18 protein-coding genes are annotated in these 20,868 nt (G+C 66.9%); 13 read left to right on the top strand and 5 right to left on the bottom strand.

Features of this window, described 5'->3' with window-relative positions; all coding sequences use genetic code 11:
* The first annotated feature begins 27 nt into the window (after positions 1-27).
* The 5 genes from ACWW1C_RS17840 to ACWW1C_RS17820 are packed head-to-tail and all read left to right on the top strand — an operon-like array spanning position 28 to position 6,019.
* Positions 28-1,611, top strand: coding sequence for a Vgb family protein (locus ACWW1C_RS17840; protein ID WP_455979621.1), 1,584 nt, complete (start codon positions 28-30; stop codon positions 1,609-1,611).
* Positions 1,608-2,339, top strand: a complete 732-nt coding sequence (locus ACWW1C_RS17835; RefSeq protein WP_455979620.1) for a GntR family transcriptional regulator — start codon at positions 1,608-1,610, stop codon at positions 2,337-2,339. The genes ACWW1C_RS17840 and ACWW1C_RS17835 overlap by 4 nt, the downstream gene beginning before the upstream one ends.
* A gap of 7 nt (positions 2,340-2,346) precedes the next feature.
* Positions 2,347-3,804 carry an AMP-binding protein gene (locus tag ACWW1C_RS17830; RefSeq protein ID WP_455984341.1) on the top strand — a complete coding sequence of 486 codons (1,458 nt, stop codon included), beginning with the start codon at positions 2,347-2,349 and terminating at the stop codon, positions 3,802-3,804.
* Positions 3,795-4,562, top strand: coding sequence for an SDR family NAD(P)-dependent oxidoreductase (locus ACWW1C_RS17825; protein ID WP_455979619.1), 768 nt, complete (start codon positions 3,795-3,797; stop codon positions 4,560-4,562). The genes ACWW1C_RS17830 and ACWW1C_RS17825 overlap by 10 nt, the downstream gene beginning before the upstream one ends.
* Entirely contained in the window at positions 4,559-6,019 is a 1,461-nt protein-coding gene (locus ACWW1C_RS17820; protein WP_455979618.1) for an AMP-binding protein, read from the top strand. Before ACWW1C_RS17825 ends, ACWW1C_RS17820 begins: the two co-directional genes overlap by 4 nt.
* Here ACWW1C_RS17820 and ACWW1C_RS17815 read toward each other — a convergent pair.
* The 4 genes from ACWW1C_RS17815 to ACWW1C_RS17800 all read right to left on the bottom strand — a co-directional run bounded on the left by ACWW1C_RS17815 (position 6,013) and on the right by ACWW1C_RS17800 (position 9,615).
* Positions 6,013-6,459, bottom strand: coding sequence for a hypothetical protein (locus ACWW1C_RS17815; RefSeq protein WP_455979617.1), 447 nt, complete (start codon positions 6,457-6,459; stop codon positions 6,013-6,015). The two genes, ACWW1C_RS17820 and ACWW1C_RS17815, sit on opposite strands and share 7 nt — an antisense overlap.
* Positions 6,460-6,470: 11 nt before the next feature.
* Positions 6,471-7,241, bottom strand: coding sequence for an enoyl-CoA hydratase/isomerase family protein (locus ACWW1C_RS17810; protein WP_455979616.1), 771 nt, complete (start codon positions 7,239-7,241; stop codon positions 6,471-6,473).
* A gap of 80 nt (positions 7,242-7,321) precedes the next feature.
* Positions 7,322-8,635, bottom strand: a complete 1,314-nt coding sequence (locus ACWW1C_RS17805; protein WP_455979615.1) for a TetR/AcrR family transcriptional regulator — start codon at positions 8,633-8,635, stop codon at positions 7,322-7,324.
* Positions 8,636-8,682: 47 nt separating this feature from the next.
* Positions 8,683-9,615 carry an SDR family NAD(P)-dependent oxidoreductase gene (locus ACWW1C_RS17800; RefSeq protein WP_455984340.1) on the bottom strand — a complete coding sequence of 311 codons (933 nt, stop codon included), beginning with the start codon at positions 9,613-9,615 and terminating at the stop codon, positions 8,683-8,685.
* A gap of 104 nt (positions 9,616-9,719) precedes the next feature.
* Here ACWW1C_RS17800 and ACWW1C_RS17795 point away from each other — a divergent pair, with 104 nt between their 5' ends.
* The 8 genes from ACWW1C_RS17795 to ACWW1C_RS17760 all read left to right on the top strand — a co-directional run bounded on the left by ACWW1C_RS17795 (position 9,720) and on the right by ACWW1C_RS17760 (position 19,382).
* Positions 9,720-11,426, top strand: coding sequence for a VWA domain-containing protein (locus ACWW1C_RS17795; RefSeq protein ID WP_455979614.1), 1,707 nt, complete (start codon positions 9,720-9,722; stop codon positions 11,424-11,426).
* Positions 11,423-12,211, top strand: a complete 789-nt coding sequence (locus ACWW1C_RS17790) for an AAA family ATPase (RefSeq protein ID WP_455979613.1) — start codon at positions 11,423-11,425, stop codon at positions 12,209-12,211. Before ACWW1C_RS17795 ends, ACWW1C_RS17790 begins: the two co-directional genes overlap by 4 nt.
* A gap of 100 nt (positions 12,212-12,311) precedes the next feature.
* Positions 12,312-13,424 carry an ABC transporter substrate-binding protein gene (locus ACWW1C_RS17785; RefSeq protein ID WP_455979612.1) on the top strand — a complete coding sequence of 371 codons (1,113 nt, stop codon included), beginning with the start codon at positions 12,312-12,314 and terminating at the stop codon, positions 13,422-13,424.
* Between the two features lie 3 nt (positions 13,425-13,427).
* Positions 13,428-14,543, top strand: coding sequence for a spirocyclase AveC family protein (locus ACWW1C_RS17780; RefSeq protein ID WP_455979611.1), 1,116 nt, complete (start codon positions 13,428-13,430; stop codon positions 14,541-14,543).
* Complete coding sequence (locus ACWW1C_RS17775) at positions 14,536-15,423, top strand: SDR family oxidoreductase (protein ID WP_455979610.1); 888 nt, start codon at positions 14,536-14,538, stop codon at positions 15,421-15,423. The genes ACWW1C_RS17780 and ACWW1C_RS17775 overlap by 8 nt, the downstream gene beginning before the upstream one ends.
* Positions 15,416-16,885, top strand: coding sequence for an aldehyde dehydrogenase family protein (locus ACWW1C_RS17770; protein WP_455979608.1), 1,470 nt, complete (start codon positions 15,416-15,418; stop codon positions 16,883-16,885). Before ACWW1C_RS17775 ends, ACWW1C_RS17770 begins: the two co-directional genes overlap by 8 nt.
* 3 nt (positions 16,886-16,888) lie before the next feature.
* The gene (locus ACWW1C_RS17765) at positions 16,889-18,094 is read left to right on the top strand and encodes a cytochrome P450 (RefSeq protein ID WP_455979607.1); all 1,206 of its coding nucleotides are present in this window, start codon (positions 16,889-16,891) and stop codon (positions 18,092-18,094) included.
* A gap of 19 nt (positions 18,095-18,113) precedes the next feature.
* Complete coding sequence (locus tag ACWW1C_RS17760; RefSeq protein WP_455979606.1) at positions 18,114-19,382, top strand: cytochrome P450; 1,269 nt, start codon at positions 18,114-18,116, stop codon at positions 19,380-19,382.
* Positions 19,383-19,430: 48 nt separating this feature from the next.
* Here ACWW1C_RS17760 and ACWW1C_RS17755 read toward each other — a convergent pair whose 3' ends face one another.
* Positions 19,431-20,819 carry a DUF222 domain-containing protein gene (locus ACWW1C_RS17755; RefSeq protein WP_455979605.1) on the bottom strand — a complete coding sequence of 463 codons (1,389 nt, stop codon included), beginning with the start codon at positions 20,817-20,819 and terminating at the stop codon, positions 19,431-19,433.
* Positions 20,820-20,868 lie beyond the last annotated feature (49 nt).

The following is a 20,868-nucleotide window of genomic DNA, read 5'->3' as shown; positions in this document are numbered from 1 at the left end:
TACTGCGAGTTGATAGCGTCGCCGCTCATGAGCCGCTACATCGCGACGGAGCCGAGCGTTGCGCAGGGCTGGCGTCTGGACCGCGTGACCGCGCCGAGTCGGCTTTTCGGTGCCAATGGCCTGCGCACCGGCCCCGATGGGCGCATCTACGTCGCGCAGGTGACCGGCAGTCAGATCAGTGCGCTGGATCCGGTCACCGGCGAGCTGCGGACCGTGGCCGCGAAGGGCGGCGACATCATCGCGCCCGACGACGTCGCGTTCGACGAAGCCGGGAATCTGTATGCCACCGAGGTGATGGACGGCCGGGTCAGCGTGCTCGACACCGCAGGCCGGACCCGGGTGCTCCGGGACGACCTGCCCAGCGCGAACGGCATCACCGTGCATCAGGACCGGTTGTTCGTCAACGAATGCCGGGACGGCGGGCGGCTGCTGGAACTCGATCGGGGCGGTGCCGTGGTACGGGTCGTGCTGGAGAACCTGCCGTCACCGAACGCGATGGAGGTCGGGCCGGACGGGATGCTGTACTTCCCGGTGCTCACCGCCAACGAGATCTGGCGGGTCGATCCGAATGGCGGTGAACCCGAGCGGGTTGCGGCCGGTCTCGGGGTGCCCGACGCCGTTAAGTTCGATGCCGACGGCTTCCTCGTCTCGACCCAGGTGGCCAGCGGACAGGTGCTGCGGATCGATCCTCGTAGCAGTGAGAAACAGGTGCTGGCGCAGCTGACACCAGGACTGGACAACCTGACCTTCGTCGGAAATCGTTTGTTCGCCTCAAATTTCACCGGTGAGATCACCGAGATTCTCCCCGGCGGCGGCACCCACGCACTGCTGCCGGGCGGTTTGAACTGGCCCTTGGACCTCGCGGTCGGGCCTGACGGCACACTGTATGTCGCGGACGGCACGTACCTGTACGGCGTCGGCGCCGATGGCGCGCTGCAGACGGTCGGGATGCTGTTCTCGCCGGGCTACCCCGGTTTCCTGCGGGGACTGGCGCTGTGCGGTGCGGGGGAGTTCGTGGTGACCACCTCCGGCGGTCAGATCAGCCGGTACGCGCCCGCCCGCGCCGAAACCGAGGTGCTGGCTGACGGATTCGATCAGCTGTACGGTGTCGCGGTCGACGGCGACGCCGTCATCGTCGCCGAACTCGGTACCGGTCGCGTGCTGGCTGTGGCGGCCGGGGCGGTCGAGGTCCTCGCCTCCGGACTGCTCGACCCGGTGGGGGTGGCGCTCGCGCCCGACGGCGGAGTGCTGGTCGCGGAGTCGGCAGCCGGCCGGGTCGTGAAAGTGAAGGGTGCAGCTGTTGACATCGTGGTCGACGGGCTGGGGTGTCCGCAGGGCATCGACGTCGCCGACGGGCAGCTTTACCTCGTCGATGCCGGCGCCAAGGAAGTCGTGATGTTCGATCTGACCAGCAAGGCCCGCAACATCATTGCCGCAGATCTGCCCATCGGTGCGCCACCCGGCGTCGAACCGAAACCACTCAAAGGGTTGCCGCCGTTCTCCGGGCCACAGGGCCCGTTCGCGGGCATCGCCGTCGGGCCCGACGGCACGCTCTACGTCTCGGCAGACGGCGACGGCAGCGTGCTGGCGCTGCGTCCGGAGCGCCCATGACCGCCCCGGCCACCGAACACCGCTATCTGCAGGTGGCCCGCGCCCTGCGTAAGGAAATCGTCGACGGGGTGTACCCCGTCGGCTCTCAACTGCCCACCGAACACGAGCTCTGTGAACGATTCGCGGTGTCCCGCTACACCGTTCGGGAGGCACTGCGACGACTCCGCGATGACAATCTGGTCGAGTCGAAGCCGCGCGCCGGAACCTTGGTGGTGCCCAGGTCGACGGCGAGCGCCTATGCGCAGGACGTGATGTCGATCGACGATCTGCTGGCCTTCGCCGAGGGTGCGCAGTTCGAGATCACGTCCACCGCCATGGTCACCATCGACGCTGACCTCGAGAACAGGACCGGTCTGGTGGCCGGTTCGCAGTGGCTGGCCGTGGCTGGTTTCCGCAGCGGACACGACGCGCCGATCTGCCGCACCGAGTACTACGTCAACCGGGAGTTCGCCGCGGTGGGCCGGTTGCTGCACCGGCACTCGGGGCCGATCTTCCCGTTGATCGAGGATCTGTTCGGGGTGAGTATTGCCGAAGTGCACCAGGAGATTTCGGCGGTGGTCGTCACTCCGGAGCTGGCAGCGGACCTCAAGGTGGAGGCCGGGACCGCCGCCTTGCGGATGCGGCGTACCTACCGGACCTCGGATGGCGACGTCGCTCAGGTCACCGTCAACACCCATCCGGCAGCACGGTACCGGCATTCGATGACGATGCGGCGGGTCAAGAGCTGAGACGGTGATGCACACAGTCATCGATGGGCTCCGCGAACTCGCGGATGACAACCGAACCGTCCTGGTCGACGGCACGCACCGCGTCGCCGGTGCCACGTTGCACGACCAGGCCCGTGGGCTCGCCACTCACCTTGCCGGACGTCTGCCGCGCGGCAGCGTGGTCTCGTTCATGCTGCCGAACTGGTCTGAGGCCGCCGTCGTCTACCTCGGCGCGTTGCTCGCAGGGATGGTGGTGAACCCGATCCTGCCGTCGCTGCGCGACCATGAGCTGGCATTCATCCTCGCCGACGCGAATTGCCGGATGATCTTCATCCCCGAAGAGTTTCGCGGCCACGACTATGTCGCCATGCTGGCCCGGGTGACGGCGGCGATGGACACCCCGCCGGAGATCGTGGTGGTGCGGGGCGATGCGCCGATGACCGGCGCGGTACCGGGCGATCTCCCGGCCGTCGCACCCGCCGACCCTGCTCTGCTGCTCTACACCTCGGGTACCAGCGGACGGGCGAAAGGTGTGCTGCACAGCCATGATTCGATCGGTGCGCTGATCGGCCAGATTCGGGACCACTGGTTGATCGAGCCGGGCGACACGTTCCTCGTCCCTTCGCCGATCGCCCACATCGGTGGCTCGATCTACGCCTTCGAGTGCCCGCTCCTGCTCGGCACCACCGCCGTCCTGATGGACCGCTGGAATGCGGACGACGCGGTGGCCCTCATGGTCGCCGAGCGCTGCACCCACCTGGCCGGCGCGACGCCGTTCCTCGAGCAGATTCTGGACGCCGCGGAGCGCGCCGGCACGCGTCTGCCCGATCTGAAGGTCTTCATCTGCGGCGGCGCCTCCGTGCCGCCATCGCTGATCCGCAGGGCCACGGCCTATTTCGACCGCGCCAAAGTCAGCCGCGTGTACGGTTCCACCGAGGTTCCGGTTACGACTGTCGGGGCGCTCGGCGATCCCGACGCCGCCGCGGACACCGACGGTCGCCCGGGGATCGCGGACATCAGGCTCATCGACGGCGAGATCCGGGTGCGAGGGCCCCAGATGCTTCTGGGCTATCGGCACGGCGAGGACGAATCCCACGACGGCGACGGCTATTTCCGCACCGGGGACCTCGGCCGCTGGGACGGCGACTGCCTGGTGGTGACGGGGCGGGCGAAAGACCTCATCGTCCGTAACGGCGAGAACATCGCGCCGAAAGAAGTCGAGGACATCTTGATCGGTCACCCCGGAATCGCGGAGATCGCCATCGTGGGGTTGCCCGACGAACGGACGGGGGAACGTGCCTGCGCGGTCATCGTGCCGTCCTCCGGTCCGCGGCCGGGGCTCGCCGAGGTGCGAACCTTCCTCGCGGACAAGGGGATCGCCCGGTTCAAGATTCCCGAGCAGGTCGAGACGTGGGATGCGTTGCCGAAAAACGACGCGGGCAAGGTCCTCAAGCACCAGATCAGAGCGAGGCTGACATGCAGGTAGCGATCGTCACAGGCGCCAGTAGCGGGATCGGATTCGGTTGCGCGACAACGCTGGCCGCGGCCGGTATGGCCGTCCTCGGCACCGGCCGGGACGAAACCCGTCTGGCGGAGCTCCGACAGAGCAACCCCGGCCGCATCGCCACCGTCGCGGTGAACCTCACGGACGACGATGCGCCGGCCCGCATCGTCGAGGCCGCGCTGAGTCGGTGGGGCCGCGTCGACTTCCTGGTCAACAACGCCGGGGTCGGCAGCCCGAAACCGCTGCACGAAACCGACGACGAGGCGCTGGATCAGGCACTTGATCTGATGCTGCGCGCGCCGTTCCGCCTGGCCCGCGAGGTGATCCCGCAGCTGGCGCCGGGGTCGGCGATCATCAATGTCACGTCGACCTTCGCGGTGGTGGGTGGGCTGCGCGGCGGCGCGTACTCGGCGGCCAAAGGCGGGCTCACCGCGTTGACCACGCACATCGCGTGCCAGTACGGTGCGCAGGGAATCCGGTGCAACGCAGTGGCGCCCGGCGTCACGGTGACGCCGATGGTCGCGCACCGGTTGGACGACGAGCGGTTCCGCAAGATCAACGTCGAGATGACGCCGCACCAACGGCTCGGCCGGGTCGAGGACATCGCCGGCACCGTGGCGTTCCTGTGTTCGGACGCGGGCAGTTTCATCAACGGTCAGACCATCGTCGTCGACGGCGGGTGGAGTTCCACCAAGTACCTGTCGGATCGTGCGCTGGACTCGGAGTGGGTCGCGCCGTGAACATGTTCGCACTGCTGGACTCCGCGGCCGCCCGGTTCGGTGACCGCGGCGCGGTGTATCGCGGGCTGTCTCAGCTACACACGTGGAAGGAGTTGCGGGAGCGCGCATTACGCCTGGCCGCCGGCCTCGGTCCACCCGGCGCGCGGATCGCGATCGCCAGCGAGAACCGCCCCGAGATCGTCGAGCTGTTGTTCGCGATCTGGGCAGCGCAATGTGTGGCGGTCCCGATCAACTACAAACTGCACGCCCGCGAGATGGCGCAGATCCTCGACGACAGCGGCGCGTCACTGGCCTTCGCATCACCGGCCATCGCGGCCCGACTCGAGCGTCCGGTCGAAGTCATCGGCGCCGAACACTATTCGCGGAGGTTGTCCGCTCCGCCCGTGAGTCCACCGGACACCGACCCGGCGGCACTGGCCTGGTTGTTCTACACCAGCGGCACGACGGGACGCTCGAAAGGTGCGATGCTGTCCCATCGCAACCTGATGGCGATGACGCTCGCCCACCTGGCCGATCTCGACGATCCCGACGAGAACTGCAGCCTGCTGCACGGGGCGCCGATGTCGCACGGTTCCGGGCTCTACATTCCGCCGTACGTGCTGCGCGGCGCGCGTCAGGTCGTACCCGAGTCCGGCGCGTTCGACCCGGACGAGTTCCTGGACCTCAGCGACCACCACCCCGGTAGCAGTGCGTTTCTCGCGCCGACCATGGTGGCGCGTCTCGTCGGCACCGGCCGTGCGCGGCCCGGCAATCTGCGTGCCGTCATCTACGGCGGCGGGCCGATGTACCTCGACGGGCTGAAGAAGGCGATGGCCGCGTTCGGCCCGGTGTTCGCCCAGTTGTACGGCCAGGGGGAAGCGCCGATGACGATCACCGGCCTCCGTCGCGCCGACCACGAATCCGGTGACGACGCGATTCTCGGCTCCGTCGGCCATGCCCGTTCAGGTGTGGAGGTGGCGGTGCTGCGGCCGGACGGCACGCGCGCAGGCACCGGTGAGATCGGCGAAATCGTCTGTCGCGGAGACGTTGTCATGGCCGGGTACTGGAACAACCCCGCTGCGACCGCCGACACGTTGCGGGGCGGTTGGCTGTACACGGGGGACATGGGGTCCTTCGACGGTCGCGGCTACCTGACGCTGCGCGATCGGTCGAAGGACGTCGTGATCAGTGGCGGCAGCAATATCTATCCGCGCGAAGTCGAGGAAATGCTGCTGGAACACCCCGACGTCGCAGAGGCTGCCGTGGTCGGGGCGCCCGACGCCGAGTGGGGCGAGGTCGTCGTCGCGTTCATCGTCGGTACTGCATCAGCCGGCGAGTTGGATGCGTACCTGCTCGACCGCATCGCACGCTTCAAGCGGCCCAAGCGGTACGTGTATGTCGACGAGATGCCCAAGAACAGCTACGGCAAGGTCCTCAAACGCGAACTACGCGCACGGCTGGCCGAATCGGCTCAGTAACTCGACCATTTCTTCTCGTACGGCACCCAGGTCCGCGTTTCCGGCGGCTGCATCCAGTTGCACACCACCAGGTGGTTGTCGGGCGTGGCCGAGAATTCGAACGGCTGCACGTCGTCGTCGACTCCGCAAGGGGAGCCCGCCGCGTGTACCCCCTGGGGCGGTTGGCCCATACGAGTCCAAACGTTGCCGTCGCACAGGATGGTGCCGATGACCGTGCCGACATCGGTGTCGTCCCACGCTAGTTTGTTGCGGTCATTGCAGGCGTTGCCCCAGCGTGGAACCCCATTGGCTGCCGCCGTCGTCTGATCGCAGCCCATCGGGAGCATGTAACCCGTGATGATGCAGCCGGTGGGGGCGGGCGGTGGCGCGGCAGCGGCCGAGGAAGCGACGCCGAGCGCCGCGGCGCCGGCCGTCGTCGCGGCAAGCAGCAGACGAAACACGAAGGCTCCCTTCAGGCTGAGCGTCCTGCGTCAAGACTCTGCACCGGTTTGGTGCGGTTGTCGACAGCCGCCCAATGCTCGTCCGAAACCCAGTGTCGGGCGAAGGCGTCGACGGCGTCGGCGGGCGGCAGTCCCCGGACGACGCGCTTGATATCGCGTACCGGGGCGGCGGTCAGGGCCTGGGCCACCTGGCGCCAGCCGTCCTCGAAATGTGACCGCTCGAAGACCTTGTCCACCAAGCCGATTCGTTCGGCGTCGCCAGCGGAGAGGATTTCTCCGGTACCCGCGAGCAGCAGCGCCCTGCCGGTACCCACCATGGCAGCGAGGCGTTCGGCACCGCCCCACGCCGGCATGATCTGCAGGGTTACCTGGTTGAACCCGATCTTGATGTCGTCGGCCGCCAGCCTGATGTCGGCTGCGGTGGCGAACTCCGCGCCGCCGCCGAGCGCGTGGCCATTGAGCGCCGCGATGACGGGCCCGGGGAAGTGCACCAACCGATCGCAGATCGCGCGCATCCGCCATGCCATCTCGGCGGCACCGTCATGCGTGGTGATGGCCGCGAGCTCCTTGAGGTCGCCGCCGGAGACGAAGGCGCGGTCGCCCGCGCCCTTGACCACGAGCACCCGGGCCTCGGCCACGGTGTCCAACGCCGCGTTCAGCTGATCCATGGTGTCCAGCGAAATGGCGTTTCGGGCATGCGGGCGGTCGATGGTCAGTACTGCCAACCCGCCGTCGAACTCCACGTTCACCGAACATGACCCGTCGCTGCGCTCGCCCTGCATTCGCTACCTAACTGATAGTGGCATTCTCCATTTCAGAGAATAGCATCACCGCAGCATCGGTAGCGGGCAGATGGCGGAGCTCAGGAGTCGCGGACGGCGATGCCGCGCACCATGGTGTCGCGCGCGGTGACGAGCGCCGCGCGTTTGCCGCCGGCGGCGACGATGTTCTGCGGCATCCACAGGGCGTCCATGACGCAGCGAGCCAGCAGCCCGCGATTCGGGCTCTCGATGCGGATGTCCCCGGCGCGCAACCCGTCCGACAAGAGGCTCTTCAGTTGCCGCATGCGGGTGGTGAACGCGAGGCCGATGGCGGGCGTGTCCGGGGGCGACTGCCGCATCCAGGCCAGCTGAATCTTCCACTCGTCCGGAAACCGGTCCAGCGCGTTGATGTTGATCCAGCTCAATGCGTCGAGCTTCTGCACCGGCGTCGCCTCCGTACGCAGGACGCGCTCGAATCCGTCGCCCACCTTCGTGCCGAAGGACGCCATGATCGAAGCCAGCAGTTCCTCCTTCGACCCGATCAAGCGGTACACGGTCCCGATCCCCATGCCGGCCGCCGACGCGATGTCCCGGATCGTGGTGACTTCGTAACCGCGACGACCGAACTCGGCGCGTGCCACGGCGCGCACGTGAATGGCCCGGGCGCTGCCATTGGAGTCTTCCGAAACCCCTTCGTCCGACCAGGTTTCGATCGCGGCCTCGGCGACGGCAAGGGCAGGGGAGCGGTCGAGTTCGACGTCGGTGGGCAGCCGGCCGGCCAGGCCGCCGAGCATGATCCGGCACATCACCGTGGCGGCCTGGTCGGGCGACGCGTTGTTCCGGATCACGTCGAGGCCGACGTGCATCATCGATTGGCAGATACGGTCGGCAATCGTGGGCAGGTCGGAGATCTCCGGCCGGAGGTAGCCTGCCCATTTTCCGGCGCGCAGGGTGTTCAGCATGGCCTGTTGGACGGCGGTGTGTGGCTCGCCGAGCAGTTTGACGAGTTCGCGGTTGTCGCTGGGGGATTCGTAGAACGACATCTGGAGTGCGGCACCGTGCTGTACGGCGCACCGCGCGATGGCGGACCCGAGCGCGACGATCTTCTCCGGGAACGGTGCGGCGTCGGGTCCGTCGAGCCGCTCCTGGGCGTCAGCGCCGATCCGATCGAGATCGGCGTGGAAGCGCCGGATCAGCTCGACGAGGATCGCTTCTTTGGACTCGAAATGGTGGTACAGGCTGCCGGGCAGAATGCCTGCGGCGGTGGAGATTTCCTGCAGCGAGGTACGCAGTCCGGTGGACGCGATCAGCGCCGCGGCGGTCTGGAGGATTTCGGTCCGGCGGCTGCCGTCGTCATATGCGTGAGTCAGCAGAACCCTCCCTCCGGACGTGCGCGATCGGTTGCCGCGCTCCACACAATCTAGCGTGGAACGGAAGTTCGGGGTCCGGCTCTGATCACGGTCTAGAACACCTTGACGCCCAAGCGGTCGCAGACCCCGAACACCTCCTCGAAGATCGATTCCGGTACGGCGAACGGTTCGGTGGCGCTGATCTCGTCGAGATGAGCCACCATGTCCTCGACCACGGGTGTCACATCGGTGCCGGCCAACCAGCCCTCGCCCAGTCCGACGAACACCCGCGCGTAGCGTCCCGCACACGCCGAGTAGTTGTGGTGGGTGACCGCGCAAGCCCGGCTGGCCAGAAAGACCGCGATCGGCACCACCAGCTCCGGTGAGATCAGCTTCAGGAAGCCGGTCTCCTCAAGCGCTTTCGGGTCGCCGACGGTCTCGGTCACCATGCGCGAGAAGCCGAACGGCAGCACGGTGTTGGAGAGAATGCCATGTGCGGCGCCCTCGATCGCGATGACATTGGAGAGCCCCACCAAGCCCGCCTTGGCCGCTGCGTAATGCGCCTCCATCGGCTGGCCGAACATGCCGCCGGATGAAGAAACGAAGACGAATCGTCCATAGCCCTGGGTCTTCATCACGCGATAAGCAGGCTGGCTCAGGTAAAAAGCGCCGTCCAAGTGCACACTCAGCATCCGGCGCCAGTCGTCGGCCGACAGATCCTCGAATGCAATGCTGTTGAAAATACCCGCGTTGCTGATCACCGCGTCCAGCCGTCCGAATTTCTCAACCGCTGTCGCGACGATCGCGGCACCGCCTGCCGGCGTGTCGACGGAATCGTGCGACGCCACCGCCTGCCCGCCGGCGTCCCTGATCTCTGCGACGACATCGTCGGCCACGCGGGGATCGCAGCCGTCGCCGCGCATCGAGCCGCCCAGGTCGTTCACCACGACTGCCGCGCCGCGGCGGGCCAGCTCGAGGGCATATAGCCGGCCCAATCCGCGGCCGGCGCCGGTCACGATGACGGCCTGTCCTGCAAAGTCAATCACGTTCTGCTCCTGATGAATTCGCGGCGCCTCTGCCAAATCGATTGACGGTGCTCGGAACCGGACTCTATGGTGGAACAGATATTTGGTCAAGGTATTGGCGAGGCATGACGGATTTCGCGGACAACGACGCAACCGGTGATGGATTACGCCGCTTCGGCCTGTTCGCATCCGCTCTGGCAGGCCGCCCCGTCGACGTGGTGGCAGCCGCCCCTGGACAGCGTGCCTGGACCGACGGCGACACCGTATTCGTCGATGCGTCCACCAATGCGCACGACCTCCGCTGCGCGCTCGCGGTGCAGTCGTCACTGCTGGCGGCCGGCAGCCTGGAACCCGATATCGTGCGCCGCATCGGTCGGCGCACCACGGTGGCCACCCGGTATCTGGCCGTCGAAGGGCACCGGGCGCTGGCGCAGATCGAAGGTCTGCTTCCACCCACGGTGCGGGCCCTCATCGACACCGACATCGCCGCACGTGGCGACTCGCCCGAGGCGTCGCTGGCCCTGGCTCTGGGCCGTGAACCGCTCGCCGAGCCACCCGCGGTCTTCGGCACCGTCAAGGTGCGAAATGTCCTGGCGGCGAGCAAGAACGCGGACGGACACCACGCTCCGCGGGGCGGGCGGCAACCCCAACTCGTCGATGTACCTGATGATGCCGACGAAGACGCGGATGACGTGATCGACATCTTCACCAGCCCTGTCGGTGGTGGTGGCGGACTGGGCAAATTGCTGGCCAAGATGCTGTCGATGGCGCGCAAGCTCGGCGACGGTGGGATGCCTGGCGCCGATACGCCGACACACCGGGTCCGGTCCGGGCCTGCCGGCGGCGGCCGTGCCGTGGTCTCGATGGCCACCGCGGCCGAGGAGGGGAGTGCCGGGGGCGCTTGTGGATTCAGCTATCCGGAGTGGGACATCCATCGCCGCGGCTACCGGGCAGACTGGTGCACCGTCCAGGAAGCCGAACCTGAGCCCGACCAAACCGGCATGCCTCCGGTGCCCGACACCCACGGCCTGCGCCGGCCGCTCGCGCGCCTCGGCGTTGGACTTGATCGCTGTCGCCGTCAGCCGCAGGGCGACGACATCGACATCGACGCGGCAGTGGAGGCCCAGGCGGAGTTCCTGGCGGGGTCCGCACCCGACGAGGCGGTGTACATCGACAGCCTCCGCCGCCGCCGCGACCTGTCGGTTCTGCTGCTGCTGGACGCGTCGGGCTCGGTCGGGCAGCCCGGCACCGCGGGTCGGACGGTGCACGAACACCAACGGGCCGCGGCCGCCGCGCTGATGGTCGCGCTGCACGACCTGGGTGATCGCGTGGCCCTGTATGCCTTTCAGTCGCAGGGGCGTTCGGCGGTGCGGATGATGCCGGTGAAGCGTTTCGGCGACGACGTGAGCGCGGTGGTGCTGCGCCGGTTGCACGGTCTGCGCCCCGGCGCCTACTCGCGGCTCGGTGCGGCGATCCGGCATGGGTCCGCGGTGCTGAAGCGCGATGGCGGTACCGCACGACGACTGCTGGTGGTGCTGTCCGACGGGCTGGCTTACGACCACGGCTACGAGCGGGCCTACGGGGCGGCCGACGCCCGCCGTGCGCTCTCCGAAGCGCGGCGCCAGGGGATCGGCTGCCTGTGCCTGACGGTCGGCGCGGGCACCGACACCGAGGAACTGCGCAGGGTTTTCGGCAGCGCAGCGCACGCGACGCTGCCGCGACTCGATCAGCTCAGCGCCACGATCGGCCCGCTGTTGCGCTCGGCACTGCATTCCGCTGACGTGCGTCGGCGGATCCCCGAAGTTCCCGACCCGAAAGGAATGCCTGCATGACGGCAGGAGCCCGGCCCTACTACGTGGCAGTCGGCAACGAAGAACAGGTTTTCAAAGCCTCCTTCCGGCAAGGTCTTTCGGTCGTGCTGAAGGGTCCGACCGGATGTGGGAAGACCCGTTTCGTCGAGGCGATGGCCTACGACCTGGGCCGTCCGCTGATCACGGTGTCCTGTCACGACGACCTGACCACCGCCGATCTGGTCGGGCGATTCCTGTTGCGGGGCGGCGAGACCGAGTGGGTCGACGGACCGCTCACCCGGGCCGTGCGGGAGGGCGCCATCTGCTACCTCGACGAGGTGGTCGAGGCGCGGCAGGACACCACCGTGGTGCTGCACCCCTTGGCTGACCACCGACGGCAGCTACCCATCGAGCGACTCGGCGTGACCCTCGAGGCCGCACCGGGTTTCGGCCTGGTGGTGTCCTACAACCCGGGCTATCAGAGCGTGCTGAAGGACCTGAAGGATTCGACTCGGCAACGGCTGGTCGCCATCGAATTCGGTTTTCCCGCGGGCGAAGTCGAGGAGAAGATCGTGGCGCACGAAGCTGGGGTCGGCAGTGATGCCGCGGGGAGGCTGGTCGCGTTCGCACACGCGATCCGCCGGCTGGAAACTGCTGGGCTGCGTGAGGTGGCGTCCACCCGGGTGCTCATCGCCGCGGGACGATTGATCGCCGAGGGCCTGACGGCGCACGAGGCCGCGCGGGCGGCCATCGCCGGCCCGCTCACCGATGACCCGATAGTGGGGCGGGGTCTCGGCGAAATGATCGACGTCTACCTGCGCGATTGACCCATTCGTAGGTGGGGTGATTGACGCTGAGCAAGTGCTCAGCTAGTTTCAGAACAAATATTAGGTTCAATATCTCCTGGCTGGTTCCAATGGAGGTCTCATGTCGTACGAGAGCACCGCGCAGCCCATCAAATTGGGCTACCTGATGGATTTTCGGTTGCCCGACGCCTATCCGAAAGAGATGAAGGACGACCTTTCCCAGTCGTTCGAGCTCGTGTTCAAGGCGGCATTGGCAGAAGGCGTCATCGACCGCCCGGTCGAGATCATCTACAAGGAAGTCGAGGGCCTGCCCAAGGGCACCGTCAAGACTGTCGTCGACGCCTTCGGTGAACTCGTCGACGAGGGGTGCCTCGCGGTGTTCGGGCCGCACATCTCCGACAACGCGGTACCCACCCGCGAAGCCATCGAGGAGCGGTTCCGGATTCCCGCGATCAGCGTCAGCGGCAGCGACGACTGGCTGGGCGAATGGACGTTCTCGTTTCCGCAGGGCTCGCTGACGGACGAACCGATCTTCTGGGCCGATCAGCTGGCCAAGGCCGGACACCGGGAGGTCGGCGTGCTCATCGAGCACTCGCTGGTCGGTGACACCTATCTGAAGCACTTCCGGGATGCCTGCCGGCGCAAGGGTATTCGCATCATCGCCGAGGCGAAGATCGCCCAGACGGCGCAGAACATCCACGAGGTCGTGAAGACCATGCACGACGCGAAGCCGGATGCGCTGGTGCATTGTGGTTTCGGATTCGGCATCGTGTTCCTCAACGCGGCGCTGCAGGCCCTCGACTGGGACCCGCCGCGATACACCAGCACCGCCTTCCAGAACGCGTGGATCAACCCGATCATGTGGCAGGCGTTCATGGGATGGACCGGCGTCGATCAGTACGACGAGGCCAACCCCGTCGGTCAGCGCTTCCTCGACGATTACGAGAAGGCCTACGGTCGTAGGCCCCAGTACTGCGTTCCTGTCGTCAACCGCGACGTCGCGACCGCCTTGCTCCGCGCCTTCACCGATGCCCACCCGCTGAGCCCCCGTGGCGTCAAAGAGGCGCTGGAACGCGTCAAGATGATGCCCGCCGCCGCGGGCGCGCCCGGCACCCGCGTGTCATTCGGCAAATGGACCCGCCGAGCCTGGATGGGCGCCGGCTACCTCGTCGCGCGGCAACTCGATGCCGACGGCATCAATTCGCATCTTGTCGACCGCTTCGGTGAGGAGTGACGCATGACCGCACTGGAAACGAAACCCGCTCCGCGGCAGAGCCGTTCACCGTGGCCCTGGGTGTGGTCGGCCGTCATCGTCGTGCTCGTCGCGGTGATCGCCCACTACGCGCGCCGGGGCGCGGTGTCACCGCGCATTCGCAACCCCGAGGTGGAGGGCGCGCCCCGTCCCGTCGATTTCCTGTTCGGCTTCAGCCACTGGATCACCGTGTGGGAGGCCTTCACCATCTTCTCGGTGCCGGCGCTGATCGCCGTCTGCGTCTGGGCGTGGCGGCGTAACCCGGGCAGTCCGATCGTGCTGATGGCCTTTATCACCACGGCCATCGTGTGGCAGGACCCGTACATGAACTGGTCGCCGTATGCGGTCTACAACCCGGCACTGTGGCACTGGCCCGAGGACTGGCCCTGGGTATCGCTGTCGCCGACCGTCGAACCGTTCATCGTCCTGGGCTACGTCATGTTCCAGTTCGGGCCGTACTTCCCGGCGGTGTGGATCCTGCGAAAGATTCAGGCCCGCAAGCCCGTCGACTCGTTCGTCTGGCGCCACCCGCTGGTGACGCTGGCCGGGTTCATCTTCGTCGTCGGCTTCCTGTTCGACATGATGCTCGAGCTCACCTTGGTCCGCACCGGGCTGTACATCTACTCGCAGGTGATCCCGTTCGGCTCCATCTTCACCGGCACGACGTTCCAGTTTCCGCTGCTGTGGGAGTCGACGATGGTCACCTTCGTCATGATTCCCGCGGGGATCCTGGTCTACCGCGACGACACCGGCCGTACCGTGGCCGAGAAGCTGGCGCAGCGGGCGCGGTTGTTCGCCGGCCGCCCGCTACTGGGGATGTTCACGGTCATGTTCGTGATCGTGAACATCGCCTACTTCTGCTATGGCGCCGGGTTCACGGCCATCCGCATGTCGGGTCTCGCCACGTCGGTGGCCTGCCCTTGGCCGTATCCCGAGGCCAAAGTCTATGACCCGCAAGGCTATTACGAAGAGAACGGGCAGCAGGGGCCGTATGGGGTCGGCATCATGTCGACCTGGATGACGGGGCAGCCCGACGGCCGCCCGGACGTCCAGCTGGGGTCGACGAGCAATCGGTGCGCGGAGCAGGGACAACATGGCTGAGCCGGGGGCGAGCGAAGCGACGGGAAATGTGAAGCGGACCGTCGTCATCACCGGAGCCTCCCGGGGCCTGGGCTTCGCCTCCGCTGTGCGGCTGTACCGAGACGGCTGGCGGGTGGTCGCCGCGATGCGGACCCCGGACAGTGGAATGCCACGACTGCGGGAGGCGACCGGTGCGCCCGAGGACGACCCGCGCCTGATCGGTGTGCCACTCGATCTGCAGGACCGGGCGTCGATCGCCGCGGCGGCCAAACTCATCGAGGACGCCGTCGGCGCGCCATATGCGCTGGTGCACAACGCGGGAATCGCCGCTGCCGGGATGGTCGAAGAGACGCCGATCGAATCGTGGGATCAGATGCTGGCCACCCATGTCACCGGTCCGGTGGTACTCACCAAGGCCTTGCTGCCGTCGATGCGGGCGGCGGGCCAGGGCCGCATCGTGGTGATCTCCAGCCAGGGCGGGGTCCGCGGGATGCCCGCCATCGCAGCGTATTCCGCGGCCAAAGGTGCCCTCGAGCGCTGGGCGGAGTCACTGGCCGGCGAGGTCGCACCGTTCGGGTTGGGCGTCACCGTCCTGGTCACCGGCACGTTCGACACCGACATCATCACCGACGCCGGAACGACCGATCACCGTGACTTCGAGGGCCCATACGCTCCGCACCACCGCAACATCGACAAGCGTGGCCGGGCCGCGATGCGGCTGGCGCAGCCGCCCGAACGGTTCGCGCGCGGACTCGCGGTGGCACTGGGGGACAAGGCACCCTTCGTCAAACACCCCGTCGGTCTCGATGCCCGAATGCTGGTGATCTCCAACAAGATACTGCCGAGCCGCCTGATGCATCGGATCATCCGACTGGCGATGGGAATCCCGAAACATGTCTGAGTCGCGCATGCTGATCGACGGCAAGCTCGTCGACGGTGAAGCGGGTACGTTCGCCAACATCAACCCGGCCACCGAAGAGGTGATCGGGGAGGTCTCCGACGCGTCGACAGCCGACATGGTGCGCGCCATCGACGCCGCCCGACGGGCGTTCGACGAGACCGATTGGTCGGCCGATCTCGAGTTGCGCAAGCGGTGCCTGCAACAACTCAATGATGCGCTCGAACGCGAAAAGGAAGCGCTGCGTGAGGAACTCATCCTCGAAGCCGGCGCTCCGCGCGCCATCACGTACGGCCCGCAGTTGGACGCCCCGCTCGCCGACGCCCTGAAATACCCCATCGAGCTGATGGACGAGTACCCCTGGGAGACCAACCTGGGTGACGCGTTCGTCGCCTTGACCGGGCAGCTGACCACGCGCAAGGTGTGGCGGGAGTCCGTCGGCGTCGTCGGCGCCATCACGCCGTGGAACTTCCCATTCGAGGTCAGCATCCACAAACTGGCGCAGGCGTTGGCCACCGGCAACACCGTCGTCCTGAAACCGGCACCGGACACCCCGTTCCATGCCACCCGGCTCGGCCGGCTGATCGCCGAGTCGACCGACATCCCCGCCGGCGTCGTCAACGTCGTCACCGCCTCCGATCACCTGGTGGGTGAAGAGCTCACGCTGTCGCCGAAAGTCGACATGATCTCGTTCACCGGCTCGACACCGGTGGGCAGGCGGATCATGGAGAAGGGCGCCGCCACCATGAAGCGGCTGTTCCTTGAGCTCGGCGGGAAGTCGGCCACCATCGTGCTGGAGGACGCCGACTTCGGGCTCGCCTGCGCCATCGGCATCGCACCCTGCATGCACGCCGGACAGGGCTGCGCCAACCCGACGCGAATGCTGCTCCCGCGCAGCCGCTACGCCGAGGGGGTCGCGATCCTCAAGGCGATCTACGAGAATGTCTCTCCTGGTGATCCGCAGGACTCCGCCACCCTGTGCGGCCCGGTGATCTCGGCCAAGCAGCGCGACCGGGTGCTCGGCTACATCCAGCAGGGCATCGACGAGGGGGCCACCTGTCTGGTCGGCGGGACCGAGCCGCCCGCCGGATTCGACAAGGGTTTCTGGGTCCGGCCAACCCTTTTCGTCGACGTCGACAACGCGATGACAATCGCGCAGGAGGAGATCTTCGGGCCGGTGCTCGCGGTGATCCCGTTCGACGACGAAGAGGACGCGATCCGCATCGCCAACGACAGCGTGTACGGCCTCGCCGGCAACGTGATGTCCGGATCCGTCGAGCATTCGGTGGCCGTCGCGCGGCGGTTGCGGGTCGGTTTCGTCGGCCTCAACGGGACGTCGGCATACGGGGCCGAGGCGCCCTTCGGCGGCTACAAAGCCAGCGGCGTCGGCCGGCAGAACGGGACCGCCGGATTCGACCAATACACCGAGATCAAGTCCGTCTCCTATCCAGCCCAAGGAGCTTGACCCATGCAGCTTTTCGACGACCTCGAGGATTTCGGCTCGTTCGACGACGTCGTGTCGGGCAACGTCCGCGATCCGTACACCGAGATGGCGAGGCTGCGCCGTGAGGAGGGCATCCAGCGCATCGACATGTCGGTGATGCCAGGCGAAGAAGGCAAGCCGCTCTTCATCGTGTACCGCCACGAGGACATCGCCACGATGCTGCGTGACAACGAGACCTTCTCGTCGGCCATCGTGATCCAGGCGTTCGGGGAGGTGCTCGGTCAGCGAGTGATGCTGGGCATGGACGAGCCCGACCACGGCAGGCACCGGGCGCTGGTGTCAAAGGCCTTTTCGCAGAAGGCACTTGCCCGGTGGGAGGAGAACCTGATCGGCCGGGTCGGCAACGAACTGATCGACGGTTTCGCCGGCGACCGCAGGGTGGACCTGGTCAAGGACTTCACTTTTCCCTATCCGACCCGCATCATCGCCGGCCTGCTCGGACTGCCCGAGGAGGACTATCCGCAGTTCCAGCGATGGTCCATCTCGCTGTTGTCCTTCACCATCAACCCCGAACGCGGGAAGGCCGCCTCGAAGGCGCTCGAAGAGTACTTCGCGCCCATCCTGGCTGCCCGTCGCGCCGACCCACAGGATGACCTGATCAGCAGCTTGGCCGCGGCGGAGATCGACGGCGAGAAACTCGACGACGACGAGATCTTCTCGTTCCTGCGGCTGCTGTTGCCCGCCGGTGTGGAGACCACCTACCGGTCGCTGGGCAACCTGCTGCTCGGACTGCTGACACACCGGGACCAGCTCGACGCCGTACGGGCCGACCGAGCGTTGATCCCACAGGCCATCGAGGAAGCGGTGCGCTGGGAGGCGCCGCTGCTGACCATCACGCGGGTCGCCGCCCGCGACGCTGTGCTTGGCGGAGTGGACATTCCGGCGGGCTCGTCGGTGATGCCGATGCTCGGGGCCGCCAACCGGCAGGACGACCGCTATGCCGATCCCGATAGCTTCGACATCTTCCGGCAGGCCCGCACTCCCATCTCCTGGGGGCACGGCGCGCACGTCTGCCTGGGTATGCATCTCGCCCGGCTGGAAATGCGCGTGGCGCTGAATCTGCTGTTCGACCGACTGCCCGATCTGCGGTTGGACCCGGCGGCCGAGGACCCACACATCCGTGGGCAGGTCTTCCGGTCGCCGACCGCTCTGCCCGTGCTGTTCGGCTGAAATCAACCAGGAGCCTCTGATGAGCAATCTCGACTCGACCAATTTCTTCGCCGATCCAGAGCTGGTCGACGATCCGTATCCGTATTTCGACGAGCTGCGCGCGAAATGCCCTGTGTTGGACCAACCCAACCAGGGCGTGCTGACAGTGTCCGGCCACTCCGAAGCCCTCGCCGTTTACAAGGACAGTGCGTTCTCCTCGTGTGTTTCGGTGGCAGGTCCGTTCTCCGGCTTACCTTTTCAGCCCGAAGGCGACGACATCAGCGAGCTGCTGGAGGCGTACCGCGACCAGATTCCGATGAGCGAGCACATCGTCACGCAGGACGGTGCGCTGCACGCCCGGACCCGCGGCCTGTTGAGCCGGCTGCTGACGCCCAAACGGCTCAAGGAGAACGAAGACTTCATGTGGGAGCTGTCCGACCAACTGCTGGACCGGTTCGTCGCTCGCGGCTCCTGCGAGTTCCTCGCCGACTACGCGCGGCCGTTCTCCGGGCTGGTGATCGCCGACCTGCTGGGTATACCCCGCTCCGACCACGACGAGTTCCGGGCGGTGAACGGGACCCAGATGGTCGGCGACATCACGGATGACACCGTCACCCGCTCCCACAATCCACTGGAGTGGCTCGACGAGAAATTCACCAGCTACATCACCGAGCGTCGCCGCCGGCCGCGTGCGGACGTGCTGACCGAGATGGCGCAGGCGAAATACCCCGACGGTTCGACGCCCGAGATCATCGATGTCGTGCGGCTGGCGACGTTCGTGTTCGCCGCCGGCCAGGAGACCACCACGAAGCTGCTGAGCTTCGGGATGCAGGTGATCGGTGAAAACCCGGATATCGAGAAGCTACTCCGCGAAAACCGGGACCTGATACCGCTTTTCGTCGAGGAAGCGTTGCGCATGGAGAGCCCGGTCAAGTGTCACTTCAGGATGGCACGCACTTCCACCACCGTCGGCCATACCAAGGTGCCCGCGGGGTCGATGGTCATGCTCCTGCCTGGGGCAAGCAACCGGGACGAGCGAAAGTTCGAGCGGCCCCATGAGTTTCGCCTGGACCGGCCCAATGCGCGCGAACACATCGCGTTCGGCCGCGGGAGCCATTCCTGCCCGGGCGCCCCGCTGGCGCGGGCCGAGGGCCGCATCTCGCTCAACCGGATTCTCGACCGGATGGCCGACATCCGCATCTGCGAGGAGCACCACGGGCCGGAAGGTGGCCGGCGCTACAGCTACGAACCGACGTGGCAGATGCGCGGGCTCACCGAACTGCATCTGGAGTTCCAACCAGTCGGCTAGTCGGCGCCGCGGTGAGGCACCGTGTCGCGAAGCGCCATCTGGCGCGTATCAGCCTGTCGGACTGTCGCTTTCACCGTCTTCGCCCTCGGGTGGGTAGAGCGTCGGGTGGTGATATTGGTTAGTTCTGGGTTGGCCGACGTCCAGTAGTGGTGGTGGGGTCCAGTGGGCGCGGCCGTTTTTCATGGTGGTGCTCCAGCCGCCGGTGTCGGCCAGGACGTTGTCGCAGCCGCAGGCCAGGGTCAGGTCGGTGATGTCGGTCTGGCCGTCGTCGCGCCAGTTGGAGACCGCGTGGTGGGCTTGGCAGCGCGAGGCGGGGGCGGTGCAGCCCGGTTTGGTGCAGCCCCGATCCCGGGCGAACAGCATGATGCGCTGCCCGGGCGTGGCGGTGCGGCGGGTGCGGCCCAGATACAGCGGAATGTTGGTGTGTTGGTCGAACACCGCCAGGTAGCAGTACGACCGTGACGCCATCCGAATCAAATCCGCAATGGGCAGCGTGCTGCCGGTATGGGTGACCGCGACCCCGGCACCGCGCTGCAACTCTTGCAGGGTGGTGGTGGCCACGACCGAGACCGGCAGGCCGTTGTGCTCGCCGAGCATGCCGGAAGTCAGGGCCATCCGGGCCACCCACATCTGCGCATCATGCTGACGCTGAGCCAGGGTGCGGGTGTCGCCCGCGATCTGCTCAGCCGTCGGGGTCCCTGAGTAGCAGGGTGTCTCATCAGCCGGGTTGCACATGCCCGGCGCAGCGCACTTCTCGTAGATGGCATCCCAATACGCCCGCGCTTCGGGAGTCAAAGTCCCGGCGACGTCCGAGGTCCCATCGGATCGTTGCTTGCCATGGCTGATGCCGCGTTTGCGGTCCCGTTCAGTGTCATCGGGTTCGGGACCGTCCTGATCCAACCTGTACAGCAGATCATTGGCCGCGCGCCGAAGTTCTTCGGGCGTCTTGTACCGGGCGGCGGCGACCAGGTCACGTTCGCACTGAGCGAGGGTAACCGGGTCCACCCACAACGGCACCTTCGCGAAGAACGCCGTGATTTGCGCGACGTGCTCGATGTTGATGGCGCCTTCGGCCTGGACGGCGGCGACCAGCTCCCACACCGGGCCCAACGGCTCGCCGGTAATCGCCGACCGTGGACCCAGATGATCACAATCGCGGACCCGGCGGCGGGCCTCGTCGCGGCTGATGCGGAGCCGGATGTGCAACACCTCGGGCCAGTCTTTGGCCCCGATGTCTTTGGCGGTGGCCTGGGTTTGGGCCGCGGCCAGGATGTGGTGATCGACCGCTTCGGCCGCGCACTTCACCGTTTCGCGGCGCGACTGCAGCTCCAACAGGGTGCGCACGTCCAGGCCGGTGTGGTCCAGGGACGCGATCCGCACCGCTGCAGCTTCGTACGCGATGTACGCCTGCTCGATGACGGCCTGATCACTACCCATATATCGAACACTAGTTCGAATCACCGACAATTCGCTGTGGCGAATGTGG

The organism is Mycobacterium sp. HM-7 (assembly GCF_053852335.1).
This window is presented reverse-complemented; position numbering and strand designations above follow the sequence as displayed.

Coding starts and splice junctions, on each gene's coding strand:
- ACWW1C_RS17840 (WP_455979621.1), top strand. CDS start 28: ATGAGCCGCTACATCGCGACGGAGCCGAGCGTTGCGCAGGGCTGGCGT.
- ACWW1C_RS17835 (WP_455979620.1), top strand. CDS start 1,608: ATGACCGCCCCGGCCACCGAACACCGCTATCTGCAGGTGGCCCGCGCC.
- ACWW1C_RS17785 (WP_455979612.1), top strand. CDS start 12,312: ATGTCGTACGAGAGCACCGCGCAGCCCATCAAATTGGGCTACCTGATG.
- ACWW1C_RS17790 (WP_455979613.1), top strand. CDS start 11,423: ATGACGGCAGGAGCCCGGCCCTACTACGTGGCAGTCGGCAACGAAGAA.
- ACWW1C_RS17795 (WP_455979614.1), top strand. CDS start 9,720: ATGACGGATTTCGCGGACAACGACGCAACCGGTGATGGATTACGCCGC.
- ACWW1C_RS17830 (WP_455984341.1), top strand. CDS start 2,347: ATGCACACAGTCATCGATGGGCTCCGCGAACTCGCGGATGACAACCGA.
- ACWW1C_RS17765 (WP_455979607.1), top strand. CDS start 16,889: ATGCAGCTTTTCGACGACCTCGAGGATTTCGGCTCGTTCGACGACGTC.
- ACWW1C_RS17755 (WP_455979605.1), bottom strand. CDS start 20,819: ATGGGTAGTGATCAGGCCGTCATCGAGCAGGCGTACATCGCGTACGAA.
- ACWW1C_RS17810 (WP_455979616.1), bottom strand. CDS start 7,241: ATGCAGGGCGAGCGCAGCGACGGGTCATGTTCGGTGAACGTGGAGTTC.
- ACWW1C_RS17825 (WP_455979619.1), top strand. CDS start 3,795: ATGCAGGTAGCGATCGTCACAGGCGCCAGTAGCGGGATCGGATTCGGT.
- ACWW1C_RS17780 (WP_455979611.1), top strand. CDS start 13,428: ATGACCGCACTGGAAACGAAACCCGCTCCGCGGCAGAGCCGTTCACCG.
- ACWW1C_RS17775 (WP_455979610.1), top strand. CDS start 14,536: ATGGCTGAGCCGGGGGCGAGCGAAGCGACGGGAAATGTGAAGCGGACC.
- ACWW1C_RS17770 (WP_455979608.1), top strand. CDS start 15,416: ATGTCTGAGTCGCGCATGCTGATCGACGGCAAGCTCGTCGACGGTGAA.
- ACWW1C_RS17760 (WP_455979606.1), top strand. CDS start 18,114: ATGAGCAATCTCGACTCGACCAATTTCTTCGCCGATCCAGAGCTGGTC.